This window comes from Rhodococcus sp. DMU1 (genome assembly GCF_012272955.1).
In the GTDB taxonomy this organism is placed as follows: domain Bacteria; phylum Actinomycetota; class Actinomycetes; order Mycobacteriales; family Mycobacteriaceae; genus Rhodococcus; species Rhodococcus aetherivorans.
Genome location: NZ_CP050952.1, coordinates 5,085,294 through 5,103,964 on the forward strand (window position 1 = coordinate 5,085,294; position 18,671 = coordinate 5,103,964).

At 72.3% G+C, this 18,671-nt stretch carries 16 protein-coding genes; 11 read left to right on the forward strand and 5 right to left on the reverse strand.

All coding sequences use genetic code 11. The annotated features are described in order from the left end of the window. Nucleotides 1-110 precede the first annotated feature (110 nt). A complete protein-coding gene (locus HFP48_RS23150) occupies nucleotides 111-1,331 on the forward strand; it encodes a DUF3068 domain-containing protein (protein WP_029546053.1) in 1,221 nt (406 codons plus the stop codon). 100 nt (nucleotides 1,332-1,431) lie between these two features. On the opposite strand, the gene HFP48_RS23155 is transcribed toward HFP48_RS23150, so the two are convergent. Next, nucleotides 1,432-2,667: a polysaccharide biosynthesis protein gene (locus HFP48_RS23155; RefSeq protein WP_029546055.1), complete on the reverse strand. Its 1,236-nt coding sequence runs from the start codon at nucleotides 2,665-2,667 to the stop codon at nucleotides 1,432-1,434. Nucleotides 2,668-2,754: 87 nt separating this feature from the next. On the opposite strand from HFP48_RS23155, the gene HFP48_RS23160 reads away from it, so the two are divergent. Further along, nucleotides 2,755-4,512, forward strand: a complete 1,758-nt coding sequence (locus tag HFP48_RS23160; RefSeq protein ID WP_168580113.1) for a hypothetical protein — start codon at nucleotides 2,755-2,757, stop codon at nucleotides 4,510-4,512. Here HFP48_RS23160 and HFP48_RS23165 read toward each other — a convergent pair. Then, nucleotides 4,417-5,652: a glycosyltransferase family 4 protein gene (locus HFP48_RS23165; RefSeq protein WP_168580114.1), complete on the reverse strand. Its 1,236-nt coding sequence runs from the start codon at nucleotides 5,650-5,652 to the stop codon at nucleotides 4,417-4,419. The genes HFP48_RS23160 and HFP48_RS23165 overlap by 96 nt on opposite strands. Before the next feature lie 155 nt (nucleotides 5,653-5,807). Here HFP48_RS23165 and HFP48_RS23170 point away from each other — a divergent pair, with 155 nt between their 5' ends. The 6 genes from HFP48_RS23170 to HFP48_RS23195 all read left to right on the forward strand — a co-directional run bounded on the left by HFP48_RS23170 (nucleotide 5,808) and on the right by HFP48_RS23195 (nucleotide 12,307). Beyond that, nucleotides 5,808-6,563 carry a class I SAM-dependent methyltransferase gene (locus HFP48_RS23170; RefSeq protein ID WP_029546061.1) on the forward strand — a complete coding sequence of 252 codons (756 nt, stop codon included), beginning with the start codon at nucleotides 5,808-5,810 and terminating at the stop codon, nucleotides 6,561-6,563. After that, nucleotides 6,563-7,447, forward strand: coding sequence for an ROK family protein (locus HFP48_RS23175; protein ID WP_050035914.1), 885 nt, complete (start codon nucleotides 6,563-6,565; stop codon nucleotides 7,445-7,447). Before HFP48_RS23170 ends, HFP48_RS23175 begins: the two co-directional genes overlap by 1 nt. A gap of 78 nt (nucleotides 7,448-7,525) precedes the next feature. Then, a complete protein-coding gene (locus tag HFP48_RS23180) occupies nucleotides 7,526-8,452 on the forward strand; it encodes a dienelactone hydrolase family protein (RefSeq protein ID WP_168580115.1) in 927 nt (308 codons plus the stop codon). Between the two features lie 69 nt (nucleotides 8,453-8,521). Next, nucleotides 8,522-9,676 carry a phosphotransferase family protein gene (locus HFP48_RS23185; protein WP_168580116.1) on the forward strand — a complete coding sequence of 385 codons (1,155 nt, stop codon included), beginning with the start codon at nucleotides 8,522-8,524 and terminating at the stop codon, nucleotides 9,674-9,676. Then, entirely contained in the window at nucleotides 9,673-10,830 is a 1,158-nt protein-coding gene (locus tag HFP48_RS23190; RefSeq protein ID WP_168580117.1) for a hypothetical protein, read from the forward strand. The genes HFP48_RS23185 and HFP48_RS23190 overlap by 4 nt, the downstream gene beginning before the upstream one ends. 28 nt (nucleotides 10,831-10,858) lie before the next feature. Then, the gene (locus tag HFP48_RS23195; protein ID WP_168580118.1) at nucleotides 10,859-12,307 is read left to right on the forward strand and encodes an aldehyde dehydrogenase; all 1,449 of its coding nucleotides are present in this window, start codon (nucleotides 10,859-10,861) and stop codon (nucleotides 12,305-12,307) included. 88 nt (nucleotides 12,308-12,395) lie between these two features. Here HFP48_RS23195 and epsC read toward each other — a convergent pair whose 3' ends face one another. Together epsC and cysK are read right to left on the reverse strand one after the other, a co-directional pair. Further along, complete coding sequence (gene epsC / locus HFP48_RS23200; protein ID WP_006940242.1) at nucleotides 12,396-12,974, reverse strand: serine O-acetyltransferase EpsC; 579 nt, start codon at nucleotides 12,972-12,974, stop codon at nucleotides 12,396-12,398. Nucleotides 12,975-12,981: 7 nt separating this feature from the next. Next, nucleotides 12,982-13,917: a cysteine synthase A gene (cysK, locus tag HFP48_RS23205; protein WP_006940240.1), complete on the reverse strand. Its 936-nt coding sequence runs from the start codon at nucleotides 13,915-13,917 to the stop codon at nucleotides 12,982-12,984. A 299-nt stretch (nucleotides 13,918-14,216) separates the two neighbouring features. On the opposite strand from cysK, the gene HFP48_RS23210 reads away from it, so the two are divergent. The 3 genes from HFP48_RS23210 (at nucleotide 14,217) to HFP48_RS23220 (ending at nucleotide 16,663) form a co-directional block, all read left to right on the forward strand. Further along, nucleotides 14,217-14,852 carry a hypothetical protein gene (locus HFP48_RS23210; protein ID WP_210432781.1) on the forward strand — a complete coding sequence of 212 codons (636 nt, stop codon included), beginning with the start codon at nucleotides 14,217-14,219 and terminating at the stop codon, nucleotides 14,850-14,852. Beyond that, on the forward strand, nucleotides 14,852-16,018 hold the full coding sequence (locus HFP48_RS23215; protein WP_006940237.1) for a zinc-dependent alcohol dehydrogenase: 1,167 nt from the start codon (nucleotides 14,852-14,854) through the stop codon (nucleotides 16,016-16,018). The genes HFP48_RS23210 and HFP48_RS23215 overlap by 1 nt, the downstream gene beginning before the upstream one ends. A gap of 168 nt (nucleotides 16,019-16,186) precedes the next feature. Then, nucleotides 16,187-16,663 (forward strand): VOC family protein, encoded by a 477-nt coding sequence (locus tag HFP48_RS23220; protein WP_168580119.1) that lies wholly within the window; start codon nucleotides 16,187-16,189, stop codon nucleotides 16,661-16,663. A 73-nt stretch (nucleotides 16,664-16,736) separates the two neighbouring features. On the opposite strand, the gene HFP48_RS23225 is transcribed toward HFP48_RS23220, so the two are convergent. Then, on the reverse strand, nucleotides 16,737-18,566 hold the full coding sequence (locus HFP48_RS23225; protein ID WP_029546116.1) for a phosphoenolpyruvate carboxykinase (GTP): 1,830 nt from the start codon (nucleotides 18,564-18,566) through the stop codon (nucleotides 16,737-16,739). Nucleotides 18,567-18,671: the final 105 nt, after the last annotated feature.

Consider the following 18,671-nt stretch of genomic DNA (forward strand, 5'->3'; position numbering starts at 1 on the left):
CTGTTAGTGTCTGGGCTCACGTGGTATTCGCGAGCCGGATGCCAGGCGATCCGTGCAGACCGGCTGCCGGTGGGGGTACTCGATGGAACCGTTGAGTGAGGAGACACAGCATGGCTGAGCGTTCGGGCTCGGGCCGGAAACTGGCATTGGCGTTGGTGGGCCTGGGCGCCTTCCTTATTGTCGCGGCGATACTGATCCCGACCTATACCGTCGGCAAGCTCGCCAAGACGCCGCTGGATCTCGAGGTGACCACGGTCGCCGAGGGCACCGGCGACATCCTCAACGCGCGGGCACTGCTGTCGGGGCGGGCGCAGGTCGACACCGACGTGCCGATCGTGGCGCAGCGGTTCGTCACCGTGGAGGAGCCGTCGGACGCCGACATCATGACCCTGCAGGCCGGCCAGACGGTCCGTCGCCTGGACATGCAGGGTGACACGGGCCTGGTCTCCGCCACCGTCGACCGGGTCACCGTGGACCGGGTCAGCGGCATGCCCGTCACCCAGGAGGAGAACCCGGACGCCGTCAGCACCATCCAGACCTCGGCGACGGCGCCGCCGGCGGAGATCCCGAACCGCGACGGCCTGCAGTACCGCTTCCCGTTCGGCACCGAGCAGAAGTCGTACCCGTACTTCGATCTGAACGCGCGCGAGACTTTCCCGATCGACTACATCGACGAGACCGAGATCAACGGCGTCAAGGTCTACCACTTCCGGCACGAGGTCGGGCCGATCGACCTGTCCACGGTCGATCCGTCGGTGCCGACCTACAAGCTGAGCCTGCCCGCCTCCACGTGGGGCGTCGAGGGCGGCGAGACGCCGGTGACCATGACCCGGTGGTACACCAACGTTCGTGACCTGTGGGTCGAGCCGGAGACCGGCGTCGTCATCAAGGGCCAGGAGCAGCAGTACCAGTACTACGCCCGCGAGGCGAACCGTCCCGAGGTGACGGTGCTGCAGGTGAGCCTGCCGTTCAACGAGGACACCATCGAGTTCCAGGTGGACCAGGCCAAGAACGGCATCGACACCCTCAGCCTCTTCGGTCGCACCGTGCCGATCATCCTCGGCATCCTCGGTCTGATCTCCCTGATCGCCGGCATCGTGCTCGGCCTGCGCGGCGGCAGCGGCCGCACCGGCCGTCCCGTCGCCGCGACGGGCGGCCCGACCGCCCCGGCCGGCCCGGCCCATGCCGCGCCGGGACAGCGCGACTGGACCAGCGACCGCACCGAGGAGATCCCCCGCACGGACGCTCCCCCGCAGCAGCGGGACTGGACCACCGACCAGACGCAGGAGATCCCGCGCACCGACCTGCGCAAGGAACCGCCGCAGCAGTAGTCACGAGCGCCGATGCCCCTCCCCGATCCGCTCGGGGAGGGGCATCGGCGTTTTCGTGGGCGCGCTCGTTCGGCCCGCGGCAACCGAATGTCACACGGGGTCAGTCGGATCGAACAGCTGTCACATTCGGCCCCGCGGGGTGGGCCGCGCGGACCGCCAGCACGGAGACCACCGTGGCGGTGACGGCCGCGACGGCCACGGCGACGAGCACGAACTGCCGGGTGGTGGACGCGACGGTGAGCATGAGGGTGGCCTCCACCGCGAGGCCGGCCCACGCGACGGCGGCGAGATGGGTGCGCTCGCCCGCGATCGCGGACAGCAGTGCCCCCTGCAGCACCGCCAGGCACGCGCCCTGCAGCGCGAACAGCCACAGCAGCGACTGCACCGGGGCGTACGCGTCGCCGACGAGCAGCGGCACCAGCGGCGCACACACGGCCGCCCCGGCGACGAGGACCGCGCCGATCCCGACGAGGACGGCCAGGGCGGACCGGACGGCGGCCGCGGACTGGGCGGGGTTGGCCATCCGCGGGTACAGCACCACCCCGACGGCCTGCGGCAGCCAGAACGCGACCTTCGTCGCGACGGCGCCGAGCGCGTACAGCCCGGCATCCTCCGGGTCGAGCACGGCGCGGGCGAGCAGCAGGTCCAGCGAGGTCAGGGCGATCAGCGCCAGCTGCACCTGGGAGGCGCGCAGTACCGCGGGCACGCCGACCGCCGGGGCGGCACCCGACTCCGGTCCCGCCGGGGAGCTCGACACGAGCGCGGCGGCCCCGGCCGCGACGAACCCGGTGCCGACCGCCCCGGCGAACAGCGCCGCCCCGGGCCCGCCGCCGGCGGCGAGCACCGCGACGGCGGGCACGACCTTCGCCACGCCGGCCGCGGCGAGGACGACACTGAGCGCGCCGAACCGTCCCCGCCCCTGCAGCAGGCCCTGCTCGGCGGCGAGCAGCACCAGCAGCGGCGCGGTGACGAGCGAGCCGAGGGCACCGGCGACGCTGGTGTCGAGGGCCCACGCGACGAGCGGCACGACGGCCAGCGCGACGAACCCGGCGAGGCCGGCGCAGCGGTACCCGAGACGGCGCAGGGACGCGGTGCCGGCACCGAGCACGGTCTCCCGGGCGACGACCGTCTGCAGCGCGAGCGCCGGCACGGCCAGCACCAACTGGGCGGCCAGCAGGCCGGCGAACTCGCCGTACCCCGCGGGGCCGAGCCACTGCGCGGCCGGCAGGTGCAGCAGGTAGGAGGCCAGGTTGGCGGTCATGGCCCCGGCGGTCACCATCGTCATCCCGGCGACGGTGGTTCCGGTGGCCGAGCGCGGCGTCTCAGGTCGCGGCATCGGACCATGGTTGCACGCCGCCGGGTGCGGGCGGCGAGGCACCGGATCCGGACCGGGGTGCCGGGGCGGGCTGGGTATTGTGCGGCCATGCCCAGGCCGGTGTCGCTGCGTCCCGCTGTCCCGGCCCTCTACAGCCTGGCCCTGGCGGTCGTGGTGCTCGGGCCGCTGCTCGTCTCCCCCGGTTACCTGCTGTTGCGCGACGCGGTGAGCACCCCGCGGTCCTTCCTGACGGATTCGGCGCTGGGTCTGACCGACGCCGCGGCGCGGGCGGTGCCGCAGGACGCGTTGCTGGCGACGGCGAATGCGGTGGTGGACGGCGGTGTGGTGGTGACGGCGCTGCTCACCGGCGCCCTGTGGGCGGCCGGTTGGGGCGGCGCCCGCCTGGTGGCGGTGCTGTTGCCGGCGGCCGGTCTGCCGGCGCGGCTGGTGGCGGCGACGGTGTTCGTGTGGAACCCGTACGTGGCGGAGCGGCTGCTGCAGGGGCACTGGAGCCTGCTGGTGGGCTACGCGGCGCTGCCGTGGACGGTGGTGGCGTCGGTGGCGGTGCGACGGGGCGCCCGCTCCGGGTGGGCGTCGCTGGCGGTGTGCCTGGGCGCGGCGGGGCTGACGCCGACGGGCGCGCTGCTGGCGTCGGTGACGGCGCTGGCCGTGCTGGCCGCCCCGGGCGGGCGGTCCCCACTGCTTCCCCGTCTCGCGGGCGCGGTGACGCTGGCGACTGCGGTGGCGGCGCCGTGGCTGGTGGCGACGGCCCTCTCCGGCGGCGCGGGCGACGGGTCGGATCCGGCGGGGGTGCGGGCGTTCGCGGCGCGGGCCGAGCCCGCGCTGGGCACGCTCGGCAGCGTGGCGGGGCTCGGGGGCATCTGGAACGCCGACGCGGTGCCCGGTTCGCGGGCGACGGTGTGGGCGCTGGTCGGCACGGCGGCGCTGCTGCTGGTGGTGGCGTGCGGGGTGCCGGCGCTGTGGCGGCGCCGGCGCAACCCGGTGCTGGGGGTGCTGACGGCGCTGGCGGCGGTCGCGGTGCTCGGTCCGGCCCTCGCGGCGACGGGGACGGGGTTGCGGGCCGGAGCGTGGGCGATGGTGCACGTGCCGGGCGCGGGTCTGCTGCGCGACACCCAGAAGTGGGTGGCGTGGGCGGTGCCGCTGTACGCGCTGGCTGCCGCGGCAGGTGTCGGCACGGTGCGCGGGCGGTTCGGCGGCCGGGCCGGCGCCTGGGCCACGGCGGCCGCGCTGACCGTGCTGCTGGCCCTTCCGGATCTGGCGTGGGGCGTGGGCGGGCGGGTGCGGCCGGTGCAGTATCCGGACGCGTGGCAGCGGGTCGCGGCGGCGGTGCCGGCGGGCGCCGGCGACGTGGCGGTGCTGCCGGCCGGAATGTTCCGGCGATTCGAGTTCAGCGGCGCCGCACCGGTTCTCGATCCGGCACCTCGGATGCTGCGCGCGGACGTGCTGCAGTCCGGGGAGCTGATCGTCGCCGGCGGCACCGTCGCCGGCGAGGGTCGGGGCGCCGCGGAGGTGGAGCGCCTGCTGCTGGCCGGGGCGGCGCCGGCCGACCTCGCTGCCCACGGCGTGGGCTGGGTGCTCGTCGAGCACGGCACGCCCGGGGACCTCGGCGACTCGGCCCGCGCGCTCGAGCAGCTCGAGCCGGTGTTCTCCGATGCCGCGCTGTCGCTGTACCGGGTGCCGGGGGTCGACGGGACGCGGTCGGACGACCGGACGGCGGCGATCGCCGCGCACGCACTGTGGGTGGCGGTGTCAGCAGGCGGGCTCGTGGGCCTGCTGGTCCTGCGACGGCCCGCCCGGCGCCGCGAGCACCACGGCGGCCTCCGCCGGGCGCGGGAACAGTCCTGAGACGCGGCGGCCCGCGGCCGTCGCGGCGAGCACCTCGTGCACCCCGTCGCCGGTCGCGGACCAGGAGAACTCTGCGGCCCGCACCCGGGCCTTGCCGCCGAGGGTGCGGCGACGATCCGCGTCGGCGAGCAGGTCGGCGACGGCGTCGGTGAGCTCGTCCGCGGAGTCGACGAGCACGCCGGTGACGCCGTCGATGATCGAGTCGGTCAGTCCCCGCGAGCTGCGGTAGCCGACGGTGGGCACGCCGTGCTGCGCGGCCTCGACGACGGCCAGCCCCCAGCCCTCCTTGCGCGACGGCATCACGTGCACCCAGGACCGGGAGAGCAGTTCGTGCTTGCGGTCCTCGGCGACGTGGCCGTGAAAGGTGACGGCATCGGTGATGCCGAGGTCCGCGGCGGCCGCGCGCAGGTTCCTCTCCCACCAGCCGCCGCCGATGACGTCGAGGTGCAGGCCGGGGACGCGGTCGCGCAGCGCGGCGACGGCGGCGAGGGCGTCCTCGATCTGCTTGTGCGGCACGAGCCGCGACAGCACGCACACGGTGGGGTGCACGGTGCGGGTGTGTTCGTCGCCGGGCTCGACCCCGGCGGGGACGGCGTCGGCGCCGTTGCGGACGACGGCGATGCGGTCACGGTCGACGCCGAGGGCCATCAGTTCGTCGGCGGACGGCAACGACACGGTCAGGTACTGGTCGTCGCGGTGCAGGCGCGGCGACAGGGCGGACTCGATCCACCAGCCGAGCCTGGCCATGACGCGGCCGGCGACGGGCCACTGCTCACGGTGGCAGTGGTGCACGAGCACGGTCACGGGCGCGCCGGCGACGAGGCGGGCGAAGAACGGGATGCCGTTCTGGGTGTCGATCACCGCGTCGGGCCGGAGGTGGCGCAGCGGACCGAAGCCGAGACGGCCGGCGGCGATCGCGGCGAGGGCGCGGGGGTAGACGGTGAGCCGGCCGCCGCCGCGGCTGACGGTGATGCCGTCGATCTCGTCGCGGCCGGGGGCGCCGGGGTAGGCGGCGGTGCGGAGGGTGACGCGGATGCCGCGCGCGGCGAGCTGGGCGCCGACCTGTTCGAGGTAGCGTTCGCTGCCCCCACCCTGGGGATGCCCGGTGTCGCGCCAGCACAGCAACAGAACCTCGCGCACGTGGCGACCCCCTGTGGTTCGTCGTCGACGGTTGTATCCCGGAACACACTAACGGGTGCGGGGCCGCCCGCGGTGGAGGGTTACCGGCGGGTAGTGCGGTGCGGTGGCCGCTATGGTTGCTCCTCGTGGTTGTTCCGACCCTGCCCGTCCCCCCGGTGGCTCGAACCTTCGCCCGGCGCGCGACCCTGCGCCGGTCCGTCGGGCTGCTCGGCGACTTCCGGCACGAGCAGTCCGCCCCCGAGTTGTTCTACGGGGCGCTCGCGCGCGACACCGTGGAACTGATCGGTGATCTGTACGCGGGCCTGACCGGCCGGGACCTGACCGGCACGACCGTCGTCGACGTGGGCGGCGGGCCGGGGTACTTCGCGGAGGTGTTCGGCGCGTCGGGCGCCCGCTACGTGCCGGTCGAGCCGGATCCGTCGGAGATGCACGCGGCCGGCCTCGCGGTGGGCGGGTCGATCCGTGGCTCGGGCCTCGCGCTGCCGCTGCGCACGGGATCGGTGGACGTGTGCTTCTCCTCGAACGTCGCCGAGCACGTGGCGCAGCCGTGGGTGATGGCCGACGAGATGCTGCGGGTGACGCGGCCGGGCGGGCTGACGGTGCTGTCGTACACCCTGTGGTGGGGCCCGTTCGGCGGGCACGAGACCGGCCCGTGGCACGCGTTCGGCGGCGAGTACGCGGCGCGGCGCTACGCCCGCCGGCACGGGCGGGAGCCGAAGAACCGGTACGGGGTCTCGTTGTTCGAGGTGGGTTGCGGCGACGGGCTGCGGTGGGCGCGTTCGACGCCGCACGGCGAGCTGCTGGCCGCGTTCCCCCGGTACCACCCGCGCTGGGCGTGGTGGCTGGTGCGGGTCCCCGCGGTGCGGGAGTTCCTGGTCAGCAATCTGGTGCTCGTGCTGCGCAGGCGCTGATGGTCGCGCTCGCCCTCGACGTCGGCGGCACCAAGATGGCGGCCGCCCGCGTCCGCGCCGACGGCACGCTCGACGCACCGCGGACGGTGCCGACGCCCGCGGCCGGCGTGTGGGCGGCATGCGCGGAGCTGTTGCGTCGGGTCTCCGCGGGAGCCGAGGTGACGGCCGTGGGGATCGCGAGCGCCGGGCCGGTCGACGTCGGCGCCGGTGCGGTGGCGCCGATCAACATCGGCGAGTGGGCGGGCGGTTTCGGCCTGGTCGACGCCGTGCGCGGCCTGTTCCCGCGGTCGCGGGTGCGGCTCGCGGTCGACGGGGCCGCGGCCGCGCTGGCCGAGCACCGGCTCGGGGCGGGCCGGGGTGCGACGGACCTCGTCGGCGTCGTGGTCTCGACCGGCATCGGCGGCGGTCTGGTGCTGGGCGGCCGGATCGCCGGGGGCCGGACGGGCAATGCGGGCCACATCGGGCACATGGTGTCGAGCGTGGGCGCCGACCCGTGCGCGTGCGGGGGTGTCGGGTGCGTCGAGACCGTGGCGAGCGGGCCGGCCGCGGTGCGGTGGGCGCGGGAGCACGGCTGGTCCGGTGCCGACGGGGCGGCGCTGGCCCGCGCCGCGGGCGCGGGAGATCCGGTCGCGGTCGCGGCCCTGGGGCGTGCGGGGGCGGCGCTCGGGGAGGTGTTCGCGTCGGCCGCGGCGCTGGTGGACGTGGACCTCGTGGTGGTCGGCGGCGGGTTCGCGCAGGCCGGGGAGCCGATGTGGCGGCCGATGCGCGAGGCCGCGGCCCGGCACGCGCGGCTGCCGTTCCTGACCGGGCTGGAGATCGTGCCGGCGCGGCTCGCCGCCGTGGGGACCCTGACCGGGGCCGGGATCCTGGCCGTCGGGGACTGAGCTTCGGCGCGAATCGCCCGCACCGCGGCCCCCGTCGCGTCACAATACGAAGACAGTGTCCTCGGGACGGGAGCGGCCATGACGCCTTTCCAGCGCTACATCGCCGAGGAGATCGCGGTGGACCACGCCGACGGTCTGCTCACCCGCCGCGAGGCGCTGCGACGGCTGGGGCTGCTGGGACTCACCCTCACCGCGGCATCCTCGCTGCTCGCCGCCTGCGCAAACGAGAACGGCTCGCCCGCAACGCCTTCCGTGACTCCGGGAGCGACCTCGGGCACTCCGGCCCCGACGTCGCCGGTGGCGCCGCCGGGCAGCGCAGATGCCGTTGCGACGGAGGCGATCACGTTCCCCGGCCCGGACGGGCGGACGCTGCAGGGTGCGTGGGCGCCGGCGGCGGACCCGCGGGGCGCCGTGCTCGTGGTCCACGAGAACAAGGGGCTCAACGACCACATCCGATCGGTGGCCGGGCGCCTGGCGGGGGCGGGCTACTCGGCACTCGCGATCGACCTGCTCTCCGAGGAGGGGGGCACAGCGTCGTTCGCCGACCCGGCGCAGGCCACGGCCGCACTGAGTACCGTTCCGCCGCAACGATTCTCCCAGGACATGCGCTCGGGCATCGACGAGTTGACGCGACGGGTGCCCGACCGGCGCATCGGGGCCGTGGGGTTCTGCTTCGGCGGCGGCATGACGTGGCTGCTGCTGACGACCGGCGACCCGCGCCTCGCGGCGGCCGTCCCGTTCTACGGACCGCTGCCCGACGGCGCCGACTTCGCCGGGTCGCGGGCCGCCGTCCTCGCGGTCTACGCCGAACTCGACCAGCGGGTGAACGCGTCGCGGGACGCGGCGACCGCCGCCCTCGAGCGCGCGGGCCTGGTGCACGAGGTGGTGACCTACCCCGGCGCCGACCACGCGTTCTTCAACGACACCGGACCGCGGTACAACGCGGACGCGGCCGCGCAGGCATACGACCGCATGCTCGCCTGGTTCGGGACACACCTCGGCTGACCCCTTCCGAAAACTTGTAACGTGTTCTAGTGTTCGAGGTCACAGCCCCGGTGGCCGGAAGGAGAGCGCGTGAGCATCGACCCCGACGCGTCGGCGCACGGCGCCCAGGACGGCTCCGCCCACGATGCCGAGGTCGCGCGCCCCCGCGACTCCCGCCGGGATCCCGGACAGGTCCGCGAGAACCTGCAGCGCTGGCTCGCCACCAAGGTCACCGCCCCCGTCGTCGAGAACGTGCACCTCCCCGAGACCACCGGCATGTCCAGCGAGACGCTGCTGTTCGACGCCCGCTGGGACGGCACCGACCATCCGCTCGTCGCCCGCGTCGCCCCCGCCGACACCACCGTGCCCGTCTTCCCCGCCTACGACCTCGAGGGCCAGGCCCGGGTCATGCGCGCCGTCGGCGAGCACTCCACCGTCCCCGTCCCCCCGGTGCACTGGTACGAGCCCGATCCCGCGCCGCTCGGGGCCCCGTTCTTCGTCATGACCCGGGTGGCGGGCCGGGTGCCACCGGATGTCATGCCGTACAACTTCGGCTCCTGGGTCACCGAGGCCGGCGACGCCGAGCGTGCCGCCATGCAGGACGCGTGCGTCGACGTGCTGGCCCGGATCCACGACGTCGCCCCGGTGGCCGCCGGGCTGGGACCGGCCGGCACCGTCACCGACGCCGTCCGGGCGCACCTGGACCGGCAGCGCTCCTACTACGAGTGGACGACCCGCACCGGTGGTCCCCGCTCCCCGCTCGTCGAACGTGCGCTCGCCTGGCTCGACGCCCGTTGCCCCGACGACCGCTCGCCCGCGGTGCTGTGCTGGGGCGACGCGCGGATCGGCAACATCCTGTTCGACGGTTTCCGGCCCGTCGCGGTGCTCGACTGGGAGCTGGCCACCCTCGGCGCCCGCGAGATGGACCTGGCCTGGATGACGTTCCTGCACAGGTTCTTCGAGGACATCGCCGCCACGGCGGGGCTGCCCGGCCTGCCGGGCTTCCTGCGCCTCGACGACGTCGCCCGCGCATACGCGCAGCGCACCGGCCACGTCCCGCGCGACCTGCACTTCTACACCGTCCACGCGGCGCTGCAGCACGCGATCATCATGCTGCGCATCCACACTCGCGCGGTGCATTTCGGCCAGGCGCAGCCACCCGGCGATCCCGACGACGCGATCATGCACCGCGCCGCCCTCGAAGCCATGCTCGACGGCACCGACCGGCAGGGGGCGGCGCCGTGAGTTCCCTCTCCCCCCTGGACGACTACCCCGTCCACCAGACGGCCGAACCGATCCGGCGCGTCGCCACGTCCGACCGCAACTTCTACGACCGGTACTATTTCAACTGCTACCCCGCCGACACCACCGACCTGTTCCTGATCGTCGGCATGGGCCAGTACCCGAATCTCGGTGTGGCCGACGGTTTCGCGGTGCTGCGCCGCGGCGACGACCACCTCGTCGTGCGGGCCTCGAGGGCCCTGGGGACCGATCGCACCGACACCACCGTCGGCCCGCTGCGGGTGGAGGTGCTTGAGGGGCTGCGGCGGCTGCGGGTGGTGCTCGAGCCCGGCCATGCCGAAACCGCCGACCTGTCCTTCGATCTCACGTTCGACGGGGTCGTCCCCGCCACCGAGGAGACCCCGCAGCGGCTGCGCCGGCTCGAGCGCGTCGTCATGGACACGTCCCGGTTCGTGCAGACCGGCCGGTGGGCGGGCACCCTCACCGTCGACGGCCGGACCCGGCAGGTGGACCCGGGCACGTGGCTCGGCAACCGCGACCGCTCGTGGGGGGTGCGGCCCGTCGGGGAGCCCGAGCCGCCCGGGCGCACGGCCCACGAGGGCACGCCCGGATTCTTCTGGATCTACTCGGTGATGCAGTTCGACGACGACACGATCGTCACTATCGTGCAGGAGGACGACCACGGCCGCCGGCTGGTCGAGGAGGCGGTCCGGATCCGGCCCGGCGCCGAGCCCGAATGGCTGGGCCGGCCGGAACATCGGCTGGTGTTCGCGCCGGGCACCCGCAACGTCACGGGGGCGACGCTGACGTTCCACCGGCCCGGCTGCGAGGCGGTGACCGTCGAATGCGAACTGCTGGTGCCGAACCTGCTCGGCATCGGCACCGGGTACGGACTCGAACAGGACTGGCGGCACGGCATGTGGCAGGGCGAACTGGTCGTGCAGGCGCTGCGCCGCGATGTCCGGGAGATCGATCCGGCGCTGCTGATGTTCTGTCCCACCGACCATCTCGCGCGGTTCCGGATCGCCGGGTCGGACACCGTCGGCACCGGACTGTTCGAGGTCGCCGTGATCGGACCGCACCGGCAGTACGGCTTCACCGGGTTCGCCGACACCTACCCCGCGCACGACAACGACCGAGCGACATCCGACCAGTAGGAAACCAGGACCGTTGAGGAAAGAGAACATGACCGACTACGACAAGCTGTTCATCGGCGGCCGCTGGGTCGCCCCGTCGACCGACGAGCGACTCGAGGTGTTCTCGCCGGCCACCGAGGAACGCGTCGGTTCGGTGCCGGTCGCCGGGCCGGCGGACATCGACGCCGCCGTCGCCGCGGCCCGTGCCGCCTTCGACGACGGACCGTGGCCCCGCACCTCACCGTCCGAGCGGGCCCAGGTACTCGCCACGGCCGCCAAGCTGCTCGAGGAGCGCAGCGCCGACCTCGCCGCGTCGCTGTCCGCCGAGATGGGTCAGCCGCCCGCCTCCGTGCAGATGATGCAAGTGACGCCGTCCCTGGCGACCATCAACTACTATGCGGGACTTGCCGATTCGTTCCCGTGGACGGAGGAGCGCACCGGCGCCTTCGGACGCTCCCGGGTGACGCGCGAACCCGTCGGCGTGGTCGCCGCCGTCATCGCCTGGAACGTGCCGCTGTTCCTGATGATCAACAAGCTCGGCCCGGCCCTGCTCGCCGGCTGCACCGTGGTCCTCAAGCCCGCGCCCGAGTCGCCGCTGACCACCAACGCGGTCGCGGAGATCTTCGCCGAGGCCGGGCTGCCCGAGGGCGTGCTGTCGCTCGTCCCGGGCGGCGCCGAGACCGGCGAGTACCTCGTCTCGCACCCCGACATCGACAAGATCACCTTCACCGGCTCGACCGCCGTCGGCAAGCACATCGGCGAGATCGCGGCCCGGAACCTCAAGCGCTGCTCCCTCGAGCTCGGCGGCAAGTCCGCCGCCATCGTCCTCGAGGACGCCGACCTCGACTCGACCGTCGCGATGCTCGTGATGTCGGGCCTGATGAACACCGGGCAGGCCTGCGTCGGCCAGACCCGCATCCTGGCGCCGCGCTCGCGCTACGACGAGGTCGTCGAGAAGATGGTGGCGACCGCGGCCTTCTTCCCCGTCGGCATGCCCGACGACGCGGCGGCGCAACTCGGGCCGCTGATCTCCGCGAAGCAGCGCGACCGCGTCGAGGGCTACATCGCCAAGGGCACGGAGGAGGGCGCGCGGCTGGTGCTCGGCGGCGGCCGGCCCGCCGGGCTCGACAAGGGCTGGTTCGTCGAGCCGACGATCTTCGCCGACGTCGACAACTCCATGACCGTCGCGCGCGAGGAGATCTTCGGTCCCGTGCTGTGCGTGATCCCCTACGACAGCGTCGACGAGGCCGTCGAGATCGCCAACGACTCCGACTACGGCCTCGCCGGCTCGGTGTACACCACCGACGTCGAGAAGGGCCTCGAGGTGGCGTCGCGGGTGCGCACCGGCACCTACGGCATCAACTGGTACGCCTTCGACCCGGGCTCGCCGTTCGGCGGCTACAAGAATTCCGGCATCGGCCGGGAGAACGGACCCGAGGGCCTCGAGGCGTTCTGCGAGACCAAGTCGGTGCTGTACCCGCCCGGCTACGGCGCCTGAGTTCGTAGGTGGCCGAATGTCACATCGCGTCGGTTGGATAGACGCGATGTGACATTCGGCCCGGCCGGCTGCGGGTGCCGGCGAGACCTCAGATGTACATCGCGGGATCGATGTAGCAGGCCGGGTCCACGAGTTCCTCGTGCTGCTTGCGGGGGCGGATCGTCGCCGGGATGCCGACGGCGATCGAATCGGCGGGCACGTCGCGCGTGACCACCGCGTTCGCGCCGATCGCGACGTCGTCGCCGATCACCACCGGCCCGAGGACCTTCGCCCCCGCGCCGATGGTGACCCGGTTGCCGATGGTGGGGTGCCGCTTGGTCCGCGCCAGCGACCGCCCGCCGAGCGTGACGCCGTGATAGATCATCACGTCTTCGCCGATCTCGGCGGTCTCCCCGATCACCACGCCCATGCCGTGATCGACGAAGAAGCGCCGTCCGATCGTCGCGCCGGGGTGGATCTCGATGCCCGTGAGGAAGCGGGTGAACTGCGCCAGGATGCGGGCCGGTCCCCGCAGCGCCGGCCGCGCCCACATCCGGTGTGCGAGCCGATGCGACCAGATCGCGTGCAGCCCCGAATACACGAGGGCGTTCTCCATGTCACCGCGCGACGCCGGATCGTGGCCGCGGGCCGCCTGCAGGTCTTCCCGGAGGGTGCGCAGAACACTCACGATGCGTTCAGTCCCGGATGTGCTCGAACAGCGGAGTGGAGATGTACCGCTCACCGAAGTCGCAGACCACGGCGACGATGAGCTTGCCGGCGTTCTCCGGACGCTTCGCCAGCTCCAGAGCGGCCCACACGATCGCGCCGGACGAGATGCCGCCGAGAATGCCCTCCTGCGTGCCGAGATCCCGGCCCACGCGGACGGCGTCGTCGAACGAGACGTCGACGATCTCGTCGTAGACCTCGCGGTCGAGCACGTCGGGCACGAAGTTCGCGCCGATGCCCTGGATCTTGTGCGGGCCCGGCTGTCCGCCGGTGAGGATGGGCGAATCGATGGGCTCGACGCCGACGATCTTCACCTCCGGCTTGTATTCCTTGAGCCTGCGGCCCGCGCCGGTGATCGTGCCGCCGGTGCCGATGCCGGCGACGAAGATGTCGACCGCGCCCTCGGTGTCCTTCCAGATCTCCTCACCGGTGGTCTGGTAGTGGATCTCCGGGTTCGCCGGGTTGGCGAACTGGCGGGCGAGGATCGCGTTCTCGGTCTTCGCGACGATCTCCTCCGCCTTCGCGACCGCGCCGGCCATGCCCTCGGAGCCGGGCGTCAGGACGATCTCCGCGCCGAACGCCCGCAGCATCACGCGACGCTCGGTGGACATCGTCTCGGGCATCGTCAGGATGACCTTGTAGCCGCGCGCGGCACCGACCATCGCCAGCGCGATACCGGTGTTGCCGCTGGTCCCCTCGACGATGGTGCCACCGGGGCGCAGCTCACCGGACTTCTCGGCGGCGTCGATGATCGCCACGCCGATCCGGTCCTTGACGCTGTTGGCCGGGTTGTAGAACTCGAGCTTGACCGCGACCTGGGCGCCGAGACCCTCGGTCAGCCGGTTCAGCCGCACGATCGGGGTTCGCCCGACCAGCTCGGTGACATTGTTGTAGATACCGCTCATGGGCCCGATCCTCCTCCCGGTCGCAGTGCCGACCGGATTGGTTCCGTCGTCACCTATTGCATCATTCCGGCGGATGTCCGATTCACGTGGGGAGCCGCACAGCGGTCCGGCCGCCCGGGATCCACCGGTTTGCCCACCCTGCTCCCGCGGGTAGCCGACGTCATGACTCGTCACCGGCACGCCCGGAACATCGCCGGCCGGCCGGTCGCAGCCCTGCAGGACAGCACCCCGCTGCGGTAGGGCGTCGCCCACCAGACCCGGCACGGGGCAGGCCCGCCCGCGCCCGGAAGGAGAAACCCGTGTTCGACATCGTCAAGACCGTGGAGAGATCCGGGCGGCAGATCGAGGGGGTCGTCCGTCGCGTCGTCGAACGCACCGGCTCCCACCCCGGTCCCCAGCAGACCGTCACCATCGGCGCACCCCGCGAAACGGTGCAACGGTTCTGGCGCGAGCCCGCCAATCTGTCGCAGGTGTTCGGGGAGCGCACCTCCGTCGCCGCGAGCGGCCCCGACCGCCTCCGGTGGACCTTCGAACTCGGCGCCGACCCGATCACGTGGGAGACGCGCGTGCTCGAGAGCGACGGGGAACTGCAGTTCGTCGCCACCGACGCCGGCGACTCGTCGCAGCCGCCCCGGATCCTGCTGTCGTTCGCCACCGCCCCGCACGGCCTCGGCACCGAGGTGAGCATGCGGGCCGACACCCCGGTGCCCGGCCTGATCACCGGCGCGGCCACGTTCACCGCCCTGTACCGGGCCCGCGCGCTGCTGCAGACCGGCGAGATGCCGACCCTGCGCTGCAATCCCAGCGCCCGCGGCAATCCCAGCGCCCGCGGCAATCCCAGCGCCCGCGGCAATGACAGCGCCCGCGGCAATCACAGCGCCCGCGGCAGCTCCGGTGCCTCCGGACGCGACTCCCGAGCGGAAGGATCCCACTGATGCGAGCGCTGTGCTGGATGGGCGTGAACGACCTGTCCGTCGAGACGGTCGAGGACCCGAAGCTGCTCAACCCGCACGACGTGATCGTGGAGGTCCGCCTCACGACCACCTGCGGATCCGATCTGCATTTCATCGACGGCTATCTCCCCGGCATGCGGGAGGGCGACGTGTTCGGGCACGAGTTCATGGGCGACGTCGTCGAGAAGGGCGCGGAGGTCACCTCCGTGAACGTCGGCGACCGCGTCGTCGTGCCGTCGTTCATCGGGTGCGGCGCCTGCTGGTACTGCGACCACGACCTGTACTCGGCGTGTGACACCACCAACCCGAACGCTGCGATGCAGCAGCCGCTGCTCGGCTACCCGTCCGGCGGCATCTACGGCTACACCCACCCGTTCGGCGGGTACCAGGGTTCGCACGCGCAGTACGTGCGGGTGCCGTTCGGCGACGTCAACTGCTTTCCGATCCCCGAGGGGATCACCGACGAGCAGGCCCTGTTCCTCTCCGACGCGGTGCCCACCGGATACATGGGGGCCGACTTCTGCGACATCTCCCCCGGCGACACCGTCGCAGTGTGGGGTGCCGGGGGCGTGGGCCTGATGGCGGCCGTGAGCGCCCGGATCCTCGGCGCCGAACGAGTGATCGTCGTCGACCGCCTGGGCGAACGCCTCGACCTCGCCGCCCGGCTGGGGCTGGAGACGATCGACTACTCCGCCGAGGACAGCATGCAGGAGGCGCTGCGCGAGAGCACCGGCGGCCGCGGACCCGACGCGTGCATCGAGGCGGTCGGCATGGAGGCCCACGGCACCGGCCTGATGCAGATCTACGACCGCGTCAAGCAGGCGCTGCGGATGGAGACCGACCGCGCCACGCCGCTGCGGCAGGCGATCATGGCGTGCCGCAAGGGTGGGGTGGTGTCCGTCCTCGGGGTCTACGGACTCACCGACAAGTTCCCGATGGGCCTGCTCACCAACAAGAGCCTGACCCTGCGCACCGCCCAGCAACACGGACAGCGGTACGTCCCGCGGCTGTTCGAGCACGTGCAGGCCGGCAAGCTCGACCCCAGCCTGTTGATCACCCACGACATGTCGCTCGAGGACTCGGTGCGCGGGTACGAGATGTTCAAGGACAAGAAGGACGGCTGCGTGCGCGCGGTGTTCCGGCCGTGACCCCGGTGCCGGGCCGGCGCCCTGCAACGGGCCGGCGCCCTGCAACGGGCCGAATGTCACACACATTCGATCGAATCGAACCTGTGTGACATTCGGCCCACCACCGCCGTCCCTGGGAATGTCGGAAATGTTCAATACGGCCGGCGGAGACGACGCGAGACTCGTCGCATGACGCATTCCGTGAATCCGATCCCCGCCGGCTACACCTCCCTCACGCCGTTCCTCGTCGTCGACGGCGCGGCCCGGGCCGTCGAGTTCTACCGCACGGTCTTCGGCGCCGAGGTCGTCGACCGAACCGACGGGCCCGACGGCACGATCGCGCACGCCGAACTGGACTTCGGGCACGGCCGGCTCCAGCTGAGCGACCCCGCGCCGGCCATGGGGCTGCGCGCGCCCGACGGGACGAACACCGTCGACCATTCCTACGTGCTGTACTGCACCGACGCCGACGCGACGTTCGCCCGCGCGGTCGAGCAGGGTGCGCAGGTCTTCGAGGAACCCTCGACGTTCGTCACCGGAGACCGGTTCGGGACGATCCTCGACCCGTTCGGGCACCGGTGGGCGATCATGACGCGCGTCGAGGACGTCGCGCCCGAAGAGGCACGACGTCGCATCGACGAGTGGCTCGCGAGTCAGTCGTCCTGAGCATCCCTGAAACGCCGAATGTCACATCGGATCGATACAAGCGATCCGATGTGACATTCGGTCGATCAAGGCGTCAGGCGAGGCGCTGCTTCAGGGCCTCGAACTCGTCGCGGATGCCGGAGGGCACCTTCTCGCCGAGGAACTCGAACCACTCCTCGATGAGGGGCAGCTCTTCCTTCCACTCCGCCACGTCGACCTTCAGCGCCTCGTCGACGTCGTCGCGGTCGACGTCGAGGCCCTCGAGGTCGAGGTCCGCGGCGGTCGGCACGAAGCCGATCGGCGTGGTCTGGGCGCCGGCCCGGTGCTCGATGCGGTCGACGATCCACTTGAGCACACGGGAGTTCTCACCGAAGCCCGGCCACAGGAAGCGGCCGTCGTCGCCGCGACGGAACCAGTTGACGTAGAAGATCTTCGGCAGCTTGTCCGCATCCGCGGACTTGCCGATGTTGATCCAGTGGTTCAGGTAGTCGCCGGCGTTGTAACCGATGAACGGCAGCATCGCCATGGGGTCGCGACGGACGGTGCCGACCTTGCCCTCGGCGGCGGCGGTCTGCTCGGACGACAGCGTCGCGCCGAGGAAGGTGCCGTGCTGCCAGTCGAGAGACTCGCTCACCAGCGGCACAGTCGTCTTGCGACGACCGCCGAACAGGATCGCGGAGATCGGCACACCCTGCGGATCGTCCCACTCGGGGGCGAGGATCGGGCACTGCGACATCGGCGTGCAGTAGCGCGAGTTCGGGTGCGCGGCCGGGGTGCCGGACTCGGGAGTCCAGTCGTTGCCCTTCCAATCGATGAGGTGCTCGGGATTGCCTTCCAGGCCCTCCCACCACACGTCGCCGTCGTCGGTCTGCGCGACGTTGGTGTACAGCGTGTTGCCGGCCTCCATCGTCTTCATGGCGTTGGGGTTGGAGCCGTGGTTGGTGCCGGGGGCGACGCCGAAGAAGCCGTACTCCGGGTTCACCGCATACAGCCGGCCGTCCTCACCGAAACGCATCCAGGCGATGTCGTCGCCGAGGGTCTCGGCGCGCCAGCCCGGGATGGTCGGCTGGATCATCGCGAGGTTGGTCTTGCCGCAGGCACTCGGGAACGCGGCCGCCACGTAGTAGGCCTTGTCCTCCGGCGAGATCAGCTTGAGGATCAGCATGTGCTCGGCGAGCCAGCCCTCGTCGTGCGCCATGGCCGAAGCGATACGCAACGAGTAGCACTTCTTGCCGAGCAGGGCGTTGCCGCCGTAGCCGGAGCCGTAGCTCCAGATCTCCCGGTCCTCCGGGAAGTGGGTGATGTACTTGGTGTCGTTGCACGGCCACGGCACGTCCTTCTGGCCGGGCTCGAGCGGCGCACCCACCGAATGCAGGGCCTTGACGAACGGCTTGTCGGTGCCCAGCTTCTCCAGGGCCGCGGTACCCATGCGGGTCATGATGCGCATGGAGACGACGACGTACTCCGAGTCGGTGATCTCGACGCCGAGCTTCGGGTCGTCCGCGCCGAGCGGGCCCATGCAGAACGGCACCACGTAGAGGGTGCGCCCGCGCATGCTGCCGCGGTACAGCTCGGTCATGGTCGCCCGCATCTCGGCCGGATCCATCCAGTTGTTGGTCGGTCCGGCATCGACCTCGTTGCGCGAGCAGATGAAGGTGCGCGACTCGACGCGCGCGACGTCCGACGGGTCGGAGTTGCCCAGGAAGGAATTGGGCTTCTTCTCGTCGTTGAGGCGGGTGAAGGTCCCGGCCTCGACCAGCTGGGTGGTCAGCCGGTCCCATTCCGCGTCGGACCCGTCGGCCCAGACGACCCGGTCGGGCTGAGTGAGTTCGGCGACCTCCTGTACCCATGCGAGCAGCTCGGCGTGCTGGGTCGGGGGCTTGCCATCGGTGCCGTTCAGACCGGGAATGGTCACTGAGGTCATCAAACTCTCCTGGGGTGCGCCGGAACCGGATCCCTCCCCCGACCTGCGACGAACCGTCCCAGGGACCAGCGGCGGACCCGGACTCCCCCTCTCGGCAGGGGTACC

What these genes read in the sequence shown, in the direction of transcription:
- HFP48_RS23150 (WP_029546053.1), top strand. Translation starts at nt 111, where the DNA reads ATGGCTGAGCGTTCGGGCTCGGGCCGGAAACTGGCATTGGCGTTGGTG.
- HFP48_RS23155 (WP_029546055.1), bottom strand. Translation starts at nt 2,667, where the DNA reads ATGCCGCGACCTGAGACGCCGCGCTCGGCCACCGGAACCACCGTCGCC.
- HFP48_RS23160 (WP_168580113.1), top strand. Translation starts at nt 2,755, where the DNA reads ATGCCCAGGCCGGTGTCGCTGCGTCCCGCTGTCCCGGCCCTCTACAGC.
- HFP48_RS23175 (WP_050035914.1), top strand. Translation starts at nt 6,563, where the DNA reads ATGGTCGCGCTCGCCCTCGACGTCGGCGGCACCAAGATGGCGGCCGCC.
- HFP48_RS23180 (WP_168580115.1), top strand. Translation starts at nt 7,526, where the DNA reads ATGACGCCTTTCCAGCGCTACATCGCCGAGGAGATCGCGGTGGACCAC.
- HFP48_RS23195 (WP_168580118.1), top strand. Translation starts at nt 10,859, where the DNA reads ATGACCGACTACGACAAGCTGTTCATCGGCGGCCGCTGGGTCGCCCCG.
- cysK (WP_006940240.1), bottom strand. Translation starts at nt 13,917, where the DNA reads ATGAGCGGTATCTACAACAATGTCACCGAGCTGGTCGGGCGAACCCCG.
- HFP48_RS23215 (WP_006940237.1), top strand. Translation starts at nt 14,852, where the DNA reads ATGCGAGCGCTGTGCTGGATGGGCGTGAACGACCTGTCCGTCGAGACG.
- HFP48_RS23220 (WP_168580119.1), top strand. Translation starts at nt 16,187, where the DNA reads ATGACGCATTCCGTGAATCCGATCCCCGCCGGCTACACCTCCCTCACG.
- HFP48_RS23225 (WP_029546116.1), bottom strand. Translation starts at nt 18,566, where the DNA reads ATGACCTCAGTGACCATTCCCGGTCTGAACGGCACCGATGGCAAGCCC.